Source organism: Acinetobacter sp. CFCC 11171, from assembly GCF_003268405.1.
GTDB classification, from domain to species: domain Bacteria; phylum Pseudomonadota; class Gammaproteobacteria; order Pseudomonadales; family Moraxellaceae; genus Acinetobacter; species Acinetobacter amyesii.
The window spans coordinates 1-14,060 of record NZ_LQXP01000015.1 but is presented as its reverse complement, the minus strand read 5'-3'; the positions used below and the strand labels follow the sequence as shown (position 1 = coordinate 14,060).

13 protein-coding genes and 3 pseudogenes are annotated in these 14,060 nt (G+C 39.0%); 10 read left to right on the top strand and 6 right to left on the bottom strand.

The features are described 5' to 3' along the window. Nucleotides 1–2: 2 nt before the first annotated feature. From AVJ20_RS08825 to trpB, 4 genes are all read left to right on the top strand, one after another. On the top strand, nt 3–854 hold the full coding sequence (locus AVJ20_RS08825; protein WP_111884943.1) for an AAA family ATPase: 852 nt from the start codon (nt 3–5) through the stop codon (nt 852–854). Nucleotides 855–933: 79 nt separating this feature from the next. Beyond that, entirely contained in the window at nt 934–1,386 is a 453-nt protein-coding gene (locus AVJ20_RS08820; protein ID WP_162689754.1) for a hypothetical protein, read from the top strand. Nucleotides 1,387–1,588: 202 nt separating this feature from the next. Continuing rightward, nucleotides 1,589–2,776 (top strand): vWA domain-containing protein, encoded by a 1,188-nt coding sequence (locus tag AVJ20_RS08815; protein ID WP_111884941.1) that lies wholly within the window; start codon nt 1,589–1,591, stop codon nt 2,774–2,776. Between the two features lie 130 nt (nt 2,777–2,906). Continuing rightward, a complete protein-coding gene (trpB, locus tag AVJ20_RS08810; RefSeq protein ID WP_111884940.1) occupies nt 2,907–4,115 on the top strand; it encodes a tryptophan synthase subunit beta in 1,209 nt (402 codons plus the stop codon). A 101-nt stretch (nt 4,116–4,216) separates the two neighbouring features. Here the strand turns inward: trpB and AVJ20_RS08805 are convergent, their stop codons facing one another. The 4 genes and pseudogenes from AVJ20_RS08805 to AVJ20_RS08790 form a co-directional block, all read right to left on the bottom strand. Then, nucleotides 4,217–4,474, bottom strand: coding sequence for a hypothetical protein (locus tag AVJ20_RS08805; RefSeq protein ID WP_111884939.1), 258 nt, complete (start codon nt 4,472–4,474; stop codon nt 4,217–4,219). 122 nt (nt 4,475–4,596) lie between these two features. After that, entirely contained in the window at nt 4,597–5,028 is a 432-nt protein-coding gene (locus tag AVJ20_RS08800) for a CBS domain-containing protein (RefSeq protein WP_111884938.1), read from the bottom strand. A gap of 106 nt (nt 5,029–5,134) precedes the next feature. Then, nucleotides 5,135–5,511 (bottom strand): annotated as a pseudogene (locus tag AVJ20_RS08795) (DUF2750 domain-containing protein). Nucleotides 5,512–5,650: 139 nt separating this feature from the next. Then, nucleotides 5,651–5,884 carry a hypothetical protein gene (locus AVJ20_RS08790; protein ID WP_111884937.1) on the bottom strand — a complete coding sequence of 78 codons (234 nt, stop codon included), beginning with the start codon at nt 5,882–5,884 and terminating at the stop codon, nt 5,651–5,653. A gap of 222 nt (nt 5,885–6,106) precedes the next feature. On the opposite strand from AVJ20_RS08790, the gene AVJ20_RS08785 reads away from it, so the two are divergent. Next, nucleotides 6,107–6,466: a hypothetical protein gene (locus AVJ20_RS08785; protein ID WP_111884936.1), complete on the top strand. Its 360-nt coding sequence runs from the start codon at nt 6,107–6,109 to the stop codon at nt 6,464–6,466. 109 nt (nt 6,467–6,575) lie between these two features. Next, complete coding sequence (locus tag AVJ20_RS08780; protein WP_111884935.1) at nt 6,576–6,899, top strand: hypothetical protein; 324 nt, start codon at nt 6,576–6,578, stop codon at nt 6,897–6,899. Here AVJ20_RS08780 and AVJ20_RS08775 read toward each other — a convergent pair. Then, nucleotides 6,823–8,395, bottom strand: a pseudogene (locus tag AVJ20_RS08775) (M16 family metallopeptidase). The gene AVJ20_RS08780 and the pseudogene AVJ20_RS08775 sit on opposite strands and share 77 nt — an antisense overlap. Nucleotides 8,396–8,518: 123 nt before the next feature. After that, nucleotides 8,519–9,841 (bottom strand): annotated as a pseudogene (locus tag AVJ20_RS08770) (M16 family metallopeptidase); the annotation flags it as partial. A 240-nt stretch (nt 9,842–10,081) separates the two neighbouring features. On the opposite strand from AVJ20_RS08770, the gene ftsY reads away from it, so the two are divergent. From ftsY to AVJ20_RS08750, 4 genes are all read left to right on the top strand, one after another. Continuing rightward, nucleotides 10,082–11,188, top strand: coding sequence for a signal recognition particle-docking protein FtsY (ftsY, locus tag AVJ20_RS08765; RefSeq protein ID WP_111884933.1), 1,107 nt, complete (start codon nt 10,082–10,084; stop codon nt 11,186–11,188). Nucleotides 11,189–11,363: 175 nt separating this feature from the next. Then, nucleotides 11,364–12,050: a nitroreductase family protein gene (locus AVJ20_RS08760; protein WP_111884932.1), complete on the top strand. Its 687-nt coding sequence runs from the start codon at nt 11,364–11,366 to the stop codon at nt 12,048–12,050. A 216-nt stretch (nt 12,051–12,266) separates the two neighbouring features. Next, a complete protein-coding gene (locus AVJ20_RS08755) occupies nt 12,267–12,860 on the top strand; it encodes a nitroreductase family protein (protein WP_111884931.1) in 594 nt (197 codons plus the stop codon). A gap of 181 nt (nt 12,861–13,041) precedes the next feature. Then, on the top strand, nt 13,042–13,719 hold the full coding sequence (locus tag AVJ20_RS08750) for a DUF2057 domain-containing protein (protein WP_111884930.1): 678 nt from the start codon (nt 13,042–13,044) through the stop codon (nt 13,717–13,719). The last annotated feature ends 341 nt before the right edge of the window (nt 13,720–14,060 follow it).

Genomic DNA, 14,060 nt, shown 5'->3' with positions numbered 1-14,060 from the left:
TCATGTCTGTTGAAACTCAACAATTTACTGGTACAGATCAATATATTGCGACCGATAGTTTAAAACTTGCAGTAAAAGCTGCACGTTCATTGCAAAAGCCACTTTTGGTTAAAGGTGAGCCGGGGACAGGTAAGACACTTTTAGCCGAACAAGTGGCTGAAAGCTTAGGGCTTAAGCTCATTACTTGGCATATTAAATCGACGACCAAGGCTCAACAAGGTTTGTACGAGTACGACGCCGTATCTCGTCTGCGTGATAGTCAGTTGGGTGATGATCGTGTTTATGACATCAAAAACTATATTAAGCCGGGTAAACTTTGGGAAGCGTTCACCAGTGAAGAACGTTGTGTACTTCTAATTGACGAAATTGATAAAGCAGATATCGAATTCCCTAATGATTTGCTGCATGAACTCGATAAAATGTCATTCTTTGTGTATGAGACGGGTGAGACAATTACGGCTACACAACGTCCAATCGTGATCATTACTTCAAATAATGAAAAAGAACTTCCAGATGCCTTCTTGCGTCGTTGTTTCTTTCATTATATTGAATTCCCTGACGAAGCAACCATGCGTGAAATCATCGATGTACATTTTGAAAATATTTCAAGTACCTTGGTTTCTGAAGCACTACAAATCTTCTTTAAATTACGTCAAATTCCGGGTTTAAAGAAACCGCCTTCAACCTCTGAGTTGATTGATTGGTTGAGTTTGCTGATGGCGGATGATATGCCAGAAGATATTTTACGAAATACGGATAAATCGAAATCAATTCCACCACTTTATGGTGCCTTGATTAAGAATGAACAAGATGTGCAATTACTTGAGCGTCTAGCATTTATGTCACGTCGTTAATTGATATAAATTCTATCAAAGATTTAAAAGCCGGTTATCCGGCTTTTATTTTGAGCACTAAAAAATATAAAGGTGAATTATGCAGACAAGCGCATACTTATCTCAAGTACACATAGCTGTAACTAAGAGATTAAAGCCGACCGTACTCTTGTTGGCTGCGAGCTTGTATTTATCTGGGTATAGCTATGCGATGGATGATGCTCAGTTTGATCAGCAGCATCAACAGCTACTCCAGGATGCGTATTGGGCGCAAGTTGCAGAACATCAACTTAAAGAAAAGCTCATTGATCAATCAGATCATCTCGCAGCTCAAACGGCCATTCAGCAAAAGGCCTGTGCTGCAACTGCACTTGAGCTGAAATACTATGATTTTGTGATCTTGAACCTAAGCGATTTTAACCGCTATAGAAACCATCAAGGTTTTCATAAAATCGTATCTATTGAACAGTTGCAGCAAGATCGCCTCAATGTTCAGCACAAATATGAAACTCTTAAACAATCGCTTAACAATAGAAATGCGACTTGCGAATAAATCATGCTGTATGTGTTTCTTTGGGTAGTAGGGCAACGTATATGAACACGCAGTAAAAGCTTTTGGCTTTACTTGTAAGGATCAATTTTTCATAATGGTGGATGTAAGGCAAGACTCAGTTGCAGATGAAATAACAAGATCACATGCATTCACACTGGATTTGACCTCCTGATATTTAATTTTTATTGGATTTTATTCGCCTATGTTTGTGCGATTGTTTTATACCCTTCGAAAATACGGTGTTCCTGTTTCAACTCGTGAATTGATTGACTTGAACCAAGCAGTGGCAGCAGGGCTAGTCTTTGCAGATCAAAATGAATTTTATCAGCTTGCAAAAACCGTCATGGTCAAAGATGAACGTTACTTTGATAAGTTCGACCGTGCAATGAAAGACTATTTTGACGGTATTGCCACCTTTGATTTGGATGAACTATTAAATCACGTGCATAAACTGCCAAAGGATTGGTTTGATCTAGAGCTCATCGAAAAGCATTTGACACCTGAACAACGAGAAGAACTAAAAAAAGCTGGATCATTAGAAGAACTGATGAAAATGCTTGAAGAGCGTTTACGCGAACAGCATAAAAAGCATCAAGGTGGTAATCGGATGATCGGTACGGGCGGTACCTCGCCCTTTGGTGCCTATGGTGACCATCCTGAAGGTGTGCGTATCGGTGGGCCTGGTCGTAAACGATCTGCGGTGAAAGTTTGGGAACAACGTCAATACCGAAACCTAGATGATGAGCAGATTCTCGGTAGTCGTCAGATGCAGATGGCTTTGCGTCGTTTGCGTAAATTTGCCCGCCAAGGTGCAGCAGAAGAGCTAGATATCGACGGAACCATTCGTGAAACTGCCAAACAGGGTATTTTGGATGTGCAATTGGTTCCAGAACGACGTAACCGCATTAAAGTATTGATGCTGTTTGATGTGGGGGGTTCTATGGATTCACATATTGCCCAATGTGAGAAGCTCTTTACCGCTGCAAAAACTGAATTTAAAACTTTAGAGTATTTCTATTTTCATAACTGCTTATATGACTATGTGTGGAAAGATAATATTCGCCGTTCAAGCACGCGTATGAATACATGGGATCTATTCAATACCTATGGGCGAGATTACCGTGTCATCGTTGTCGGTGATGCGAGTATGGCACCGTATGAATTGAACTCTGTAGGTGGTTCTGTGGAGTATATGAATGATGAAGCGGGTCAGGTGTGGTTACAGCGCTTACGCAATCACTTTGATAAAACAGCATGGTTAAACCCCGAAGAAGAAAGTTATTGGCATTACACCCAAACCATAGCTGCGATAAAACACATCTTTGAAGATCATATGTTCCCGATGACTCTAAAAGGAGTGGAAGATATGACGAAATATTTAGCGCGCTAAAGCTTTAAAAACGATACTTTTCTTATCAATGATGTTTATATTACTTACTCCAATTTTGCATTGTTTCTTATTTTCAAAATTGGATAGTATTTAAAAGTCTTTGTTCTGCATACAACATGAAGGAAATATGATGGATCATCAAATTAATGGTATCGCATTACCTAATGAAGAAGGTTTCTTCGGTAAATACGGTGGGCAGTTCATTCCACCAGATTTAAAACAGGCAATGGATGACATTAATGTTGCTTATGAGCAAATTCGTCATACAGAAGAATTTCAAAATGAATTGAAAGAGTTGTTTGCACATTATGTTGGACGCCCAAGCCCATTGTTTTATGCGAAGCGCTTGTCTGACAAATTAGGTGGGGCACAAATCTACCTCAAGCGTGAAGACCTTAACCATACTGGTGCGCATAAAATTAACCACTGCCTTGGCGAAGCTTTGTTAGCAAAATACATGGGTAAAACCAAAGTGATTGCTGAAACTGGCGCAGGTCAGCATGGTGTAGCATTGGCAACTGCATGTGCACTTGTGGGTATTCCTTGTGAAATTCACATGGGGCAAGTGGACATTGAAAAAGAACATCCAAACGTGGTGAAAATGAAGATTTTAGGTGCCAACCTAATCTCTGTCACTCGTGGTACAGCTACGCTTAAAGATGCAGTAGATAGCGCTTTTGAAGAATATTTAAAAGATCCAACCAATTTTATTTATGCGATTGGCTCAGTGGTTGGCCCACATCCATTCCCGAAAATGGTTCGTGACTTCCAGTCCATTATTGGTGATGAAATTAAAATTCAAGCCAATGATCGATTTGGTGCAAATCCTGACTATGTCGTTGCATGCGTGGGTGGTGGATCCAATGCTGTTGGTGCATTTACAGCATTCCTGAATGACTCCGATGTCAAACTCGTAGGCGTTGAGCCTGCAGGCCATGGTTTAGATACCAATATGCATTCTGCGACGTTGACATTGGGTAAGCCAAGTCAAATTCATGGCATGGCATGTTATGTCCTTGAAGATGAACAGGGTGAGCCTTTGCCAGTGCATTCAATTGCATCAGGTCTGGACTATCCAGGAGTGGGGCCACAACATAGTTTGTTAAAAGACCTAGGCCGTGTTGAATATACAACAGCGACAGACCAAGAGTGTTTAGATGCATTCATGACGCTTTCACGTGTGGAAGGTATTGTTCCTGCACTAGAAAGTTCACATGCGGTTGCTTGGGCAATTCGTGAAGCGCCAAAACTTGCCAAAGATGTGAAGATTGTCGTTAACGTTTCAGGCCGTGGCGATAAAGACTCAGACTATGTGGCTGAAAAATTAGGTTTAAATTAATTACTGCCATTAAAAAAAGACTAAGTTGCTCATCATCTGTTGATGATGCAAAAATCTTTTGCAGTTGTATAGCCCGATCTATATTCGAAGTATCCCAGTTTTTAACTGGGATATTTTTTGACGTAATTTTTATAAAAAATATGGTCAAAGCTTGATGAAATTGAAATTAACTCAGGATGTAGTGCATAAATAATTGCCTTTGCATCTAAAATTTCTGTGATAGAAGATGCAATCTCTAAATTGATCGTACGTCGGTGGTATTGCAGCAGCTCATTGTCTTTCATCGATAACATTAAGCGTTCTAATTCTAAAATGATGGCATCTAGTTGGTCTAATTTATCTAAAGCGGATTCAAACATAAGAATGGAAATTGAGAAAAGTAATTAATTTGTAATGTGTATGTCATTACAAAATGTGAGTTATATAAATTATTGATATTTGGAATTCCCCCTTAAAGCTTATCAAGGGGGGATTTTTGAGTTTAGCCAGAAATATATTGTTGAAGTTGTTCGATCAGTTTGCGTTGATCATCCATTGCTGCTTTTACAAGGTCGCCGATGGAGATTAAGCCGGTTAATTTCTGTTCCTCAACGACAGGTAAATGACGTAAATGGCGATCTGTCATGAGTTCTAAACATTCTTCGACAGTCGCTGCACTTGTCACGGTGATTACGCTCCCAGTCATAATTTCGCTGACAGAGGTATCGAAAGATGTTCTTTCCATCAGGGCGATTTTACGTGTGTAATCACGCTCAGACAAAATCCCAACAACTGTGCCTTCATGGGTCACAACGAGGGCACCAATGCCTTTTTGTGCCATCAGGGAAATGGCTTCGAGTACAGTCGCATCTGGGGTGATGGTGTAGATTTCTTGATAAGCTTTGTCTCTAAGTACTTGGGCAACTGTAGTCATATTTTCATTCCTTTATAGTAGTTTTTGTTTAATTTAAATTAGCGCGAAATTTGAAAAAAGCAAATACTTTTCAGTGCATGCAGAGGTCAAACATGCACTGAGGGTTTTATGCCATTTGAATCTTATCTTGGTTAAAAAAGAATAAACGCATTTGTGAGGTTGTGAGCTTGAGACGGATGTGACTTGAGCTATGCAACGCAGGGATGACCTTAAGGCGTGTCAATGTCGGTAATAGCGATGCCTCAAATCTTCTGGTGTAATGCGTCGTGGAGTGTAGTTGGGCCAATGCTTTTTGGCATATTTATGCGCTTGAATGCCATTTAGCCAAAACGGGAAGATAATATGATCTTGATCGCTGGTCATTGCCCAACCTTGTTGGTGGTAGAGACCCCAAAGGACTCCACAGTACATCATGGTTTTTAAAATACTAATTTTGAAAAATAAATCTTTTGGAATAGGTTTATATTGCTTTAATTTAGACATCATATGCAGCGTGTTGTTGATGTTGCTCCTATTGTAGGAAATTCTTATGAAAAAGCTGTGTAAGCTTTGAACTTGATTGTAAGAATTTATGTAGTCAAAAGTTGAAGGGTGTAAAAAACGCCACCTTAGTGACGTTTTGTTATGCTTGCAAGGTGGCCATGTTCTGCCAATATTGCGCTTTGAGTGAGTCACGTTCTACGCGGAAGCCTTGATAATAAAGTTCAGCCAAAAATAACGCTGCTTTACCATGTCCAGCACGAGCTGCATCTTCCAATTCATGAACTGCATCGCTGAAGTTCATTTGAGATTGAATTGTGTTTACCGCATTTGCGTATATATGTTCGAGTTCATGTTGAGAGAATTGTTGAATCATATTTAACTCCATTATTCTAATTATGATCATTAAGGGCCCATTCTTTAGCCCTATTAACTAATTTAACTAAGTATTATTAAACTAATATTACAATTATCTTGAATTGTCAACTATTCACGTAAATATTTCTAATTTGCTATAGTTTACATGATTAAACAATGGACAATTGTTTTCGTGAGTAAAATACTATCATAAGAAGTTGTAGATAATAAGGAGAAGTAAATGACAAGAGTTTTAGACGGTTTAACTTTAGATTATCCTCCGACATTAGCGCAAATTGTGGAGTTGGCACATCTACATCGTCGCAATCTTGATGAAGCAATTTTTCATCAAGAAATTCATTTAGGGGATTTTGGTTTGGCACAGCGCAAACGTGTATATGATTTCACACGGGATTTAGATAAGGCACAGCGCTTAGAATTTTACAATGCATATAATGGCGAATTACTCAAAATCGCCGATGATGATGATTTACATCCTGCGCATGCAGAGGGTGGAATGAGTATTTTTGCAGTATTTATCGTTTTGGCGATTATTGCATTGATTCTTTATTTTGCGGTGATACGTACCATTATTCATTAAATTGTTTAGCTAACTCACAGACTGAAACAGTGGACTGATGCAGTTTTAAGCGCTGTGACTTGAACTTCTTGAACGTCAGCCATACACTACTTTGAACCTGAGGTAGTGTATGACTATTGATTTAGAAAAAATTATTCAATTCAAATCTAAAATACAGCTAGAGCAAATTTATAATATCTTTGTTTCAGTCATGATCGTGGTGATTTTGGTATTGGCTGTGATTGCCTTATATCGTCCTATTTCTGTACAGCAATACCAAAACGTGTCACGACTTGCGTTGCAGCAAAGTTATCCTGAAACACAGGAAATGGCGATGCTGCTGAGACAGCAAGATCGCATTCGTGTGGGTGCTTATCTTAAATTGATGCATGCTTATCAGATGGAATCTGTGCGGGCACATCAACTTCCGGCTTTGGCAGAGGAACAGCCTTAGTTGCAGGGATTATCTTGGTTGGAGTTGCTTGTACATTATCCTCTAATATCTGCTGTACTTCATTTTTATCTAAGGTTTTGCTCACCACAATCACCGTCATATTTTCAGGGTGCATGTAGGTACGAACCGCATTTTGTACATCAGCTACAGTTATTTTTTCCAATAATTTAGGGTACTGGGTCAAATAATCTGGGTCTTGTTGATAAAAGCCCAATAGACCAAGCTGTGCATTGATCGTTGCATTACTGCTGTAATTATTCGGAAAAGCACGCAGCATGCCTGCTTTGGTTTCTTCCATTTGTTTTTGATCAATAGGCATTTTGACAAAATCATTAAAGGCCTTATGTGCCACTCGAATACTATCTATAAGCTGATCTTGACGTGTTCCATAGCTAAAACTAAAGATACCGGGTGCTTGGCTAAAGCTAAATGCACTATAGGCACCATAAGTATAGCCACGTTTGACACGAAGCTCTTGCATGAGGACTGAGTTAAAACCGCTACCACCAAACATTCGATTGGCTACTTCTAGGGCTAATCGATCTTTGTTATCGCGTGTCGTCCCTAAATGTCCAAATATGACGTTGGCTTGGGTGGAATTGTAGGGAAGATGGATGATATCAAAGCCTTTTTTTTTCTTCTGGTTGTGCAAGTGCCTTAGCTTTTTCACCTTGGTTTAAGTTTCCAGAAATACGTTCTGCAAGGTTTTGTGCTTCTTTTTTGCTTAGTTTACCTGTAATGGCAATATTCATGTTTTGAGCAACTAAAAATTGATTACGAAACTTCTTTAAAATGTCTGGGGTGATTTTTTTGATACTGCCATTGGTTCCTGTAATTGGTTCTGCATAAGGATGTGTGCCGTAAACAGCCCGATAGAAACGAATATTCATTAAGCGACTTGGACTTTCTTGGAGTTGTTTTTGACCAGCTTGGTTATTGCTGAGTGCTAAGTTGAGACTGGAGTTTTTAAAAGTCGCATTTTTAATCACATCCATCATCATACTTAAAGCAGGTTCTAATTTTTTAGGGTCTGACAATACGCGTAGCCGAACGACAAACATATCTCGATGTGCTTGTACGCTAAATTGAGCACCTGTTTGGTCAAAAACTGAGGCAATTTGCGTTGCATTGTATTTTTCGGTGCCTTCATCAATTAAACGCGCAGCCATGTTGGTAACACCATACAAGCCTTTTCCTACTTCTTCATCACGAGCAGAACCCGCATTAAAGGTCAGTTGAATATCCACCATGGGTAAATCTTGTGACTCAACAAACAGGCTATTTACGCCATTTCGGTTTTTCAGCACTTGAACAAGCGGAGCTCGATAGTCTTTATCAATCTGTAAATTCTTTAAACTTTGCAGCATTGGGATAGATTGTAATTGGCTCGGGTTATCGTTGAGGTCAGGAACATTTTCCGTATAAGTTTCTGCATGGAGGAGTGAGCCAAACGCAGTGAGTAAGCTTAGGGATAAAATTTTCGTAATAGTCATCACTAATCCTTACAAGACGCTTTCTGTGTTTTGGGTTGAGCTGATTTGTTGCTCTGGAATAACAACTTCCGTTTGAGCGGATTTTACTGTTTGATCTGTTTTATTTGAGGTTGTTGGAACCTCCGTCTGTTCTGGAAGTAGATACATGGTGCTTAAATTTTCTCGGACAAAATACGCATTTGCGACACGTTGAATATCCTGTGCGCTGACGTTTTCATATAGTTTTGGTAATTCGTCCATTAGCCTGAAACTGAGTCCATTGACTTCTAAGTTGCCGATTGTCTTGGCTTGGCTGCTGATGTCATCTTGGTTATAGATTAAATTGGAGACAAAACGTGTGGTGATACGTTCAACTTCAGGTGTTTTGACTAATTCTGTTTTTAAAGTGTCGATTTCATCTTGTATGGCTTTTTGCGCTTGTTCCATTTTGATTCCATCGGCAGGGAGTGCTGAAATAGTAAACAAGCTGTCTCCACGATTGTATGGATCATAAGAAACGCTTACAGCCGTGAGTAATTTTCTATCTCGTACCAGTTTGTCTTGTAGGCGAGATGAGATCCCACTGTTTAAAATATTGCGAATAATATTGAGTGCATAAGCATCTTGTGGGTTTTTGGCGGTAGCCAGTGAGCGTACATTCCACGCCATATACAAATTGGGCACTTGTACGGGTAAATTTAGTTCCATATGACGATAGCCCACACGCTCGAATTCCCTCACATCGTTACGATCAGGTGTTTTGCGTGATGGAATATCACCAAAGTATTTTTGAACTTGACGAATGGCTGCTTCGGCATCGACATCACCAACAATCACCAAAATGGCATTGTTCGGGGTATACCAATCTTTATACCATTGTTTTAAATCTGCTAATTTGATGTTTTGCAGATTTTTCATATGTCCAATGACGGGTTGACGATAGTGACTGGTTGGATAAGAAATCCATTTGAAACGTTCATAAGCCAAAGAACGAGGGTTATCATCTGTACGCTGTCTGCGTTCTTCCATAACCACTTTAATTTCAGGCTCGAAATCTTGTTGTTGCAATCGTAAATTACTCATACGATCCGCTTCGAGCTCCAGCGCCATAGGGAAGTAGGCTTTAGGATACAACTGATAATAATTGGTGTAATTGGTAAAGGTTGCAGCGTTGATGCTGCCGCCATAGATACGGCTGAGACGTGTAAATTCATCATTAGGAACTTTGGTGGTTCCTTTAAACATCATATGTTCGAGCGCGTGGGAGATCCCTAATAGATTGCCCGACTCATCACTACTACCCACACGGTACCAAATATGGGTCATTACCATCGGCGCACGGTGGTCTTCACGGATAATGACCTTTAAACCATTTTTAAGGGTGGTTTCAAAGGTGCTACGTGTTAATTGGGTACGTGTGTCTGCATGTAGATTGGGTGCAGACCAAAGGCAACTAGTGATGACACAGATAGGAAGCGCAGAGCGAAATAAAGTTTTAAAAAAACAAGGAGAAAATCTGTTTTTATGGGACACAAAGGAATCCATTAAAATGCATTTTATAGCTATCTAGTTTTCCTAAAGTTAATTTTGATTGCAAGTTCAACATGTTGTTTTTTAGTGTGCTTCGCTCTGACGGGCGTGTATCGACTCAATTTAAGATAACTTATGATAGAATCGGTTTTTTAACGCAGTGCTTTTCAAGGATTCGGCATGCAACAGCAATCTTATGGGCAGAATAAATTTTTGATTGATGCTGATATCGGTGATGAAGATGTCACGCTACCGAGTTTACCTGCGGTAAATGTGCCGATTATCGAGACACCGAAAGTACAGCAAGAAGTTGCTGCTCCATTACAAGAAACAGAGTCAGAAATTGAAGACTCGAAGGTGAAAGGCGGCTTCTTTAGTCGTATGAAAGAAGGTCTAGCAAAGTCACGTAAGAACTTGGCAGACGGCATGGTGAATATCCTGATCGGTGGGAAGGAAATTGACGATGAACTTTTAGAGGAAGTTGAAGAGCAACTTTTGGTTGCTGACATTGGTGTCGATGCAACCAAAACGATTATTGCGAACTTAACTGAACGTACTGAACGTGGCGATTTAATTTACTCGCACTCTTTATATAAAGCGCTTCAAGAAGAACTGGTGGCATTACTTGCACCACGTGTTAAACCGCTACATATCGACAGCAATAAAAATCCGTATGTGATTTTGGTTGTTGGTGTAAATGGTGTGGGTAAAACCACCACGATTGGTAAATTAGCGAAACGCTTACAAGGTGAAGGTAAAAAAGTAATGTTGGCTGCTGGTGATACATTCCGTGCAGCAGCCACAGAACAATTACAAATTTGGGGTGAACGTAATAATATTGCCGTTGTGGCTCAAGGTCATGGTGCAGATTCTGCTTCAGTTATTTTTGATGCATTTGAAAGTGCTCGTGCAAAAGGCGTAGACGTGCTGATTGCAGACACCGCAGGTCGTTTACATAACAAAGGACACCTCATGCAAGAGTTGTCTAAAGTAAAACGTGTAATGCAAAAAATTGACGCTACAGCTCCACATGAAGTGATGTTGGTGGTTGATGCAGGTACAGGTCAAAATGCCATTAACCAAGTTGAAATGTTTGATGAGGCAGTAGGGCTTACAGGTCTAACCATTACTAAACTGGATGGTACAGCAAAAGGTGGTGTGTTATTTAATATTGCAAGCCGTACCCATGTACCAATTCGTTTTATTGGTGTAGGTGAGAAAATTGATGACTTGCGTCCATTCTCAGCAAAATCATTTGTCGCAGCATTATTTGAAACTGATAAATAAATTGCGTTAAATGTCACATAAACTCCGCAAAATGCGGAGTTTTTTGTTTTTGAGCTTATTGATTGATTTAAAAAGCAACATGTGAATAAATCATAATCAAAATTCAGCCTGATATACCCTTAGAATAAGTAAGGAATTGTTGTTTATATATAAAAATTGCTTTGGGGTGTTTAGGGTGGCGTTACTCGATAAAATTGGTCATGTATTGACTGCGGATATCACTAAAGATTTTAAATTAAAAAAGAAAACTACCGAACAAGAAGTAGAAGCGTCATTTGTCGACCAACTAAAGAAACGTCGTAGTATCTACGAGCTTGGAAAGAAGGTGCATTACAGTCAGGCTTATTTGGCGGAACTGATTCAAGAATCCGTAAGAAGCTGTCCATCTGCATATAATTCGCAAAGCACACGTATTGTGGTTTTATTTGGCGAATCTCATCAAAAATTTTGGGACATTGTAAAAGACGTACAACGCAAGAATGTTGCGAGTTATATTTTTGAAGGTGTGGCGCTCAAAATAGATCAATGTGCAGCTGGCCTGGGAACTGTACTTTTCTATGAAGATCAAGCTGTGATTCAACAATTACAAAAGAAAGTGCCATTAAGTGCAGAAGATTTTCCAGTGTGGTCGGAGCAAACGTCTGGCATGGCCCAATTCGCAGTATGGACTTCGATCGCAGATGCAGGTTTAGGCGCATGTTTACAGCACTATAATCCACACATTGATTATGCTGTTGCCGAACACTTTGATATTTCAAAACAATGGCTGCTTCGTGCGCAGTTGGTCTTTGGTTCAATTGAAGGTCAAGCGCCTGAACGTTTAGAACCAGAAGATCAAGATCAGTTTAGAATTTATGAGTAATTTCTATGTTCTGTAGGTTGCTTTGATTTCTGCTGTCCTAAAGACTGTGAACCAATATTTGAATGTAAGTGGGTTGTAGGTATTTTTAGATGCTTACAACTGATTGTTCTAGAAATAAGACACAATGTTGTAAATATAGTCATGCAACTGTTAAAAACATCACCTATTATAAATCTCAAGTTAGTCAGCTAATTGAAAATAAAAAGAGGTCTTGTAATGTCATTCTTGAATCTAATCGAACAACGTCGCACAATCTATTCTATTGGTAATAACGTGAGTTTATCGCAAGATGAAATTGAACAAACCATTAAAAATGCCGTACGTTTAAGTCCGTCATCATTTAACTCTCAAACGTCTCGTGTCGTTATTCTGTTTGGTGATGCACATCAAAAATTCTGGAATATCGTACGTGAAACTTTACGTAAAATTGTACCTGCAGATGCATTTGAAGGAACTAATGGCAAGATTAATAGTTTTGCAGCAGGTTTTGGTACAGCATTATTTTATGAAGATCAGGCTGTAGTAAAAGCTCTCCAAGAACAATTTGCACTTTATGCAGATAATTTCCCAGTATGGTCTGAACACTCAACGGCGATTGCTCAATTTGCTACTTGGACTGCTTTGGCTGAAAAAAATATTGGTGCGTCATTACAACATTACAATCCAATTGTTGATGCTGAAACAGCTGCGGCATTTGATGTGCCAGATCAATGGAAACTACGTGCACAACTTGTTTTCGGTTCGATTGAAGCACCTGCAGGTGAAAAAACCTTTATTGCAGATGAAGAACGATTCAAAACATTCAAGTAATGATGGTGTGATGAATTAAAAAGGATGCATTAAGCCTCCTTTTTTTATATGCAAATTCTTTAATGAATATCAAAATAATGTCTTGAAACAAAATATACAGTGATTGTTAGATGTCATAAGATTGTCACATATGCATTGCATAGTGCATTCGAAACTAAATAATTGATAAAGAGTGATAATGATGACTTTAAGATTAACTGTTGCTGCTGCAGCGCTGATGTTAAGTAGTGCCGGATTTGCAGCTGTAACTTTGACTGTTCCGGAAGAAATTAAAATAGTTGCAGTTAATGATCAAGAAGTTACTGGTGGTTTATTTCGATCTACGGAGAAGTATAAGCTAGATGCAGGTGAAAACCTATTAACGGTACGTTATAGTGAATTTTTTCAACATGCTGATAATTCTCACGATATTTTAAAGTCAGGTGTGGCCGCCATTCGTACTCCAGCTCTGATTGATGGGCAAGAGTATCGTTTGGGTCTAGTCAATGCACCAAAAGATTTTGATGCTGCGCAAAAATATAAAGACCAACCGATATTTGGTTTGTATGACAGATCTAATCAATTACTTGTGCAGCAAGCTGGGGCGAAGAAAGAACAAAAATCGATTTTCTCCAATGGTGTTTTGGGTAATGCCGTAGATTTTGCGAAGAAAGAAGCTGTGCCAGAAAATCAACCGTCACCTGTTTATGCACAATCCGTAACTGTAAAATCAACGAACGTAGCATCTCATATAGCTACTCCAAAAAATGTGACTATTAATGAAAATGGGGCAGATCAACAATTAATTCAGCTTTGGCAAAAGGCCAATAAAGCTGAACGACAAAAATTCATGAGTTGGTTGGCTGAGCAAGCAAACTAAAGTCACTTTTGTAATTTCATTAGTTTTCTTAAAATCCGTGTTATTTGAAAAGTCCGTTGAATTACGGGCTTTTTAGATTGAAGAATATAAAAATCACTAAGAATTATAAAAATCGTCTTTCATAAAGCAAAATATACGGATATATTGATCTTTAAATAAGCAACAAATTGCTTTTAGTTTAAAAAATACACACTCAAGCAAAATATTATAGAAATTTCTATGATAGGGGCTTGTGTTTGTTTTGAAACTCTATAGAATACGCTGCATACCAACGCAGACAGAGATAAACGTAAGGTTTTTAGTTGTTTGATGTTGTTTTCTTATTTGCTGACGAAGCATTG

Coding starts and splice junctions, on each gene's coding strand:
- AVJ20_RS08815 (WP_111884941.1), top strand. CDS start 1,589: ATGTTTGTGCGATTGTTTTATACCCTTCGAAAATACGGTGTTCCTGTT.
- AVJ20_RS08820 (WP_162689754.1), top strand. CDS start 934: ATGCAGACAAGCGCATACTTATCTCAAGTACACATAGCTGTAACTAAG.
- AVJ20_RS08800 (WP_111884938.1), bottom strand. CDS start 5,028: ATGACTACAGTTGCCCAAGTACTTAGAGACAAAGCTTATCAAGAAATC.
- AVJ20_RS08790 (WP_111884937.1), bottom strand. CDS start 5,884: ATGATTCAACAATTCTCTCAACATGAACTCGAACATATATACGCAAAT.
- AVJ20_RS08785 (WP_111884936.1), top strand. CDS start 6,107: ATGACAAGAGTTTTAGACGGTTTAACTTTAGATTATCCTCCGACATTA.
- AVJ20_RS08780 (WP_111884935.1), top strand. CDS start 6,576: ATGACTATTGATTTAGAAAAAATTATTCAATTCAAATCTAAAATACAG.
- ftsY (WP_111884933.1), top strand. CDS start 10,082: ATGCAACAGCAATCTTATGGGCAGAATAAATTTTTGATTGATGCTGAT.
- AVJ20_RS08755 (WP_111884931.1), top strand. CDS start 12,267: ATGTCATTCTTGAATCTAATCGAACAACGTCGCACAATCTATTCTATT.
- AVJ20_RS08805 (WP_111884939.1), bottom strand. CDS start 4,474: ATGTTTGAATCCGCTTTAGATAAATTAGACCAACTAGATGCCATCATT.
- AVJ20_RS08750 (WP_111884930.1), top strand. CDS start 13,042: ATGACTTTAAGATTAACTGTTGCTGCTGCAGCGCTGATGTTAAGTAGT.
- trpB (WP_111884940.1), top strand. CDS start 2,907: ATGGATCATCAAATTAATGGTATCGCATTACCTAATGAAGAAGGTTTC.
- AVJ20_RS08825 (WP_111884943.1), top strand. CDS start 3: ATGTCTGTTGAAACTCAACAATTTACTGGTACAGATCAATATATTGCG.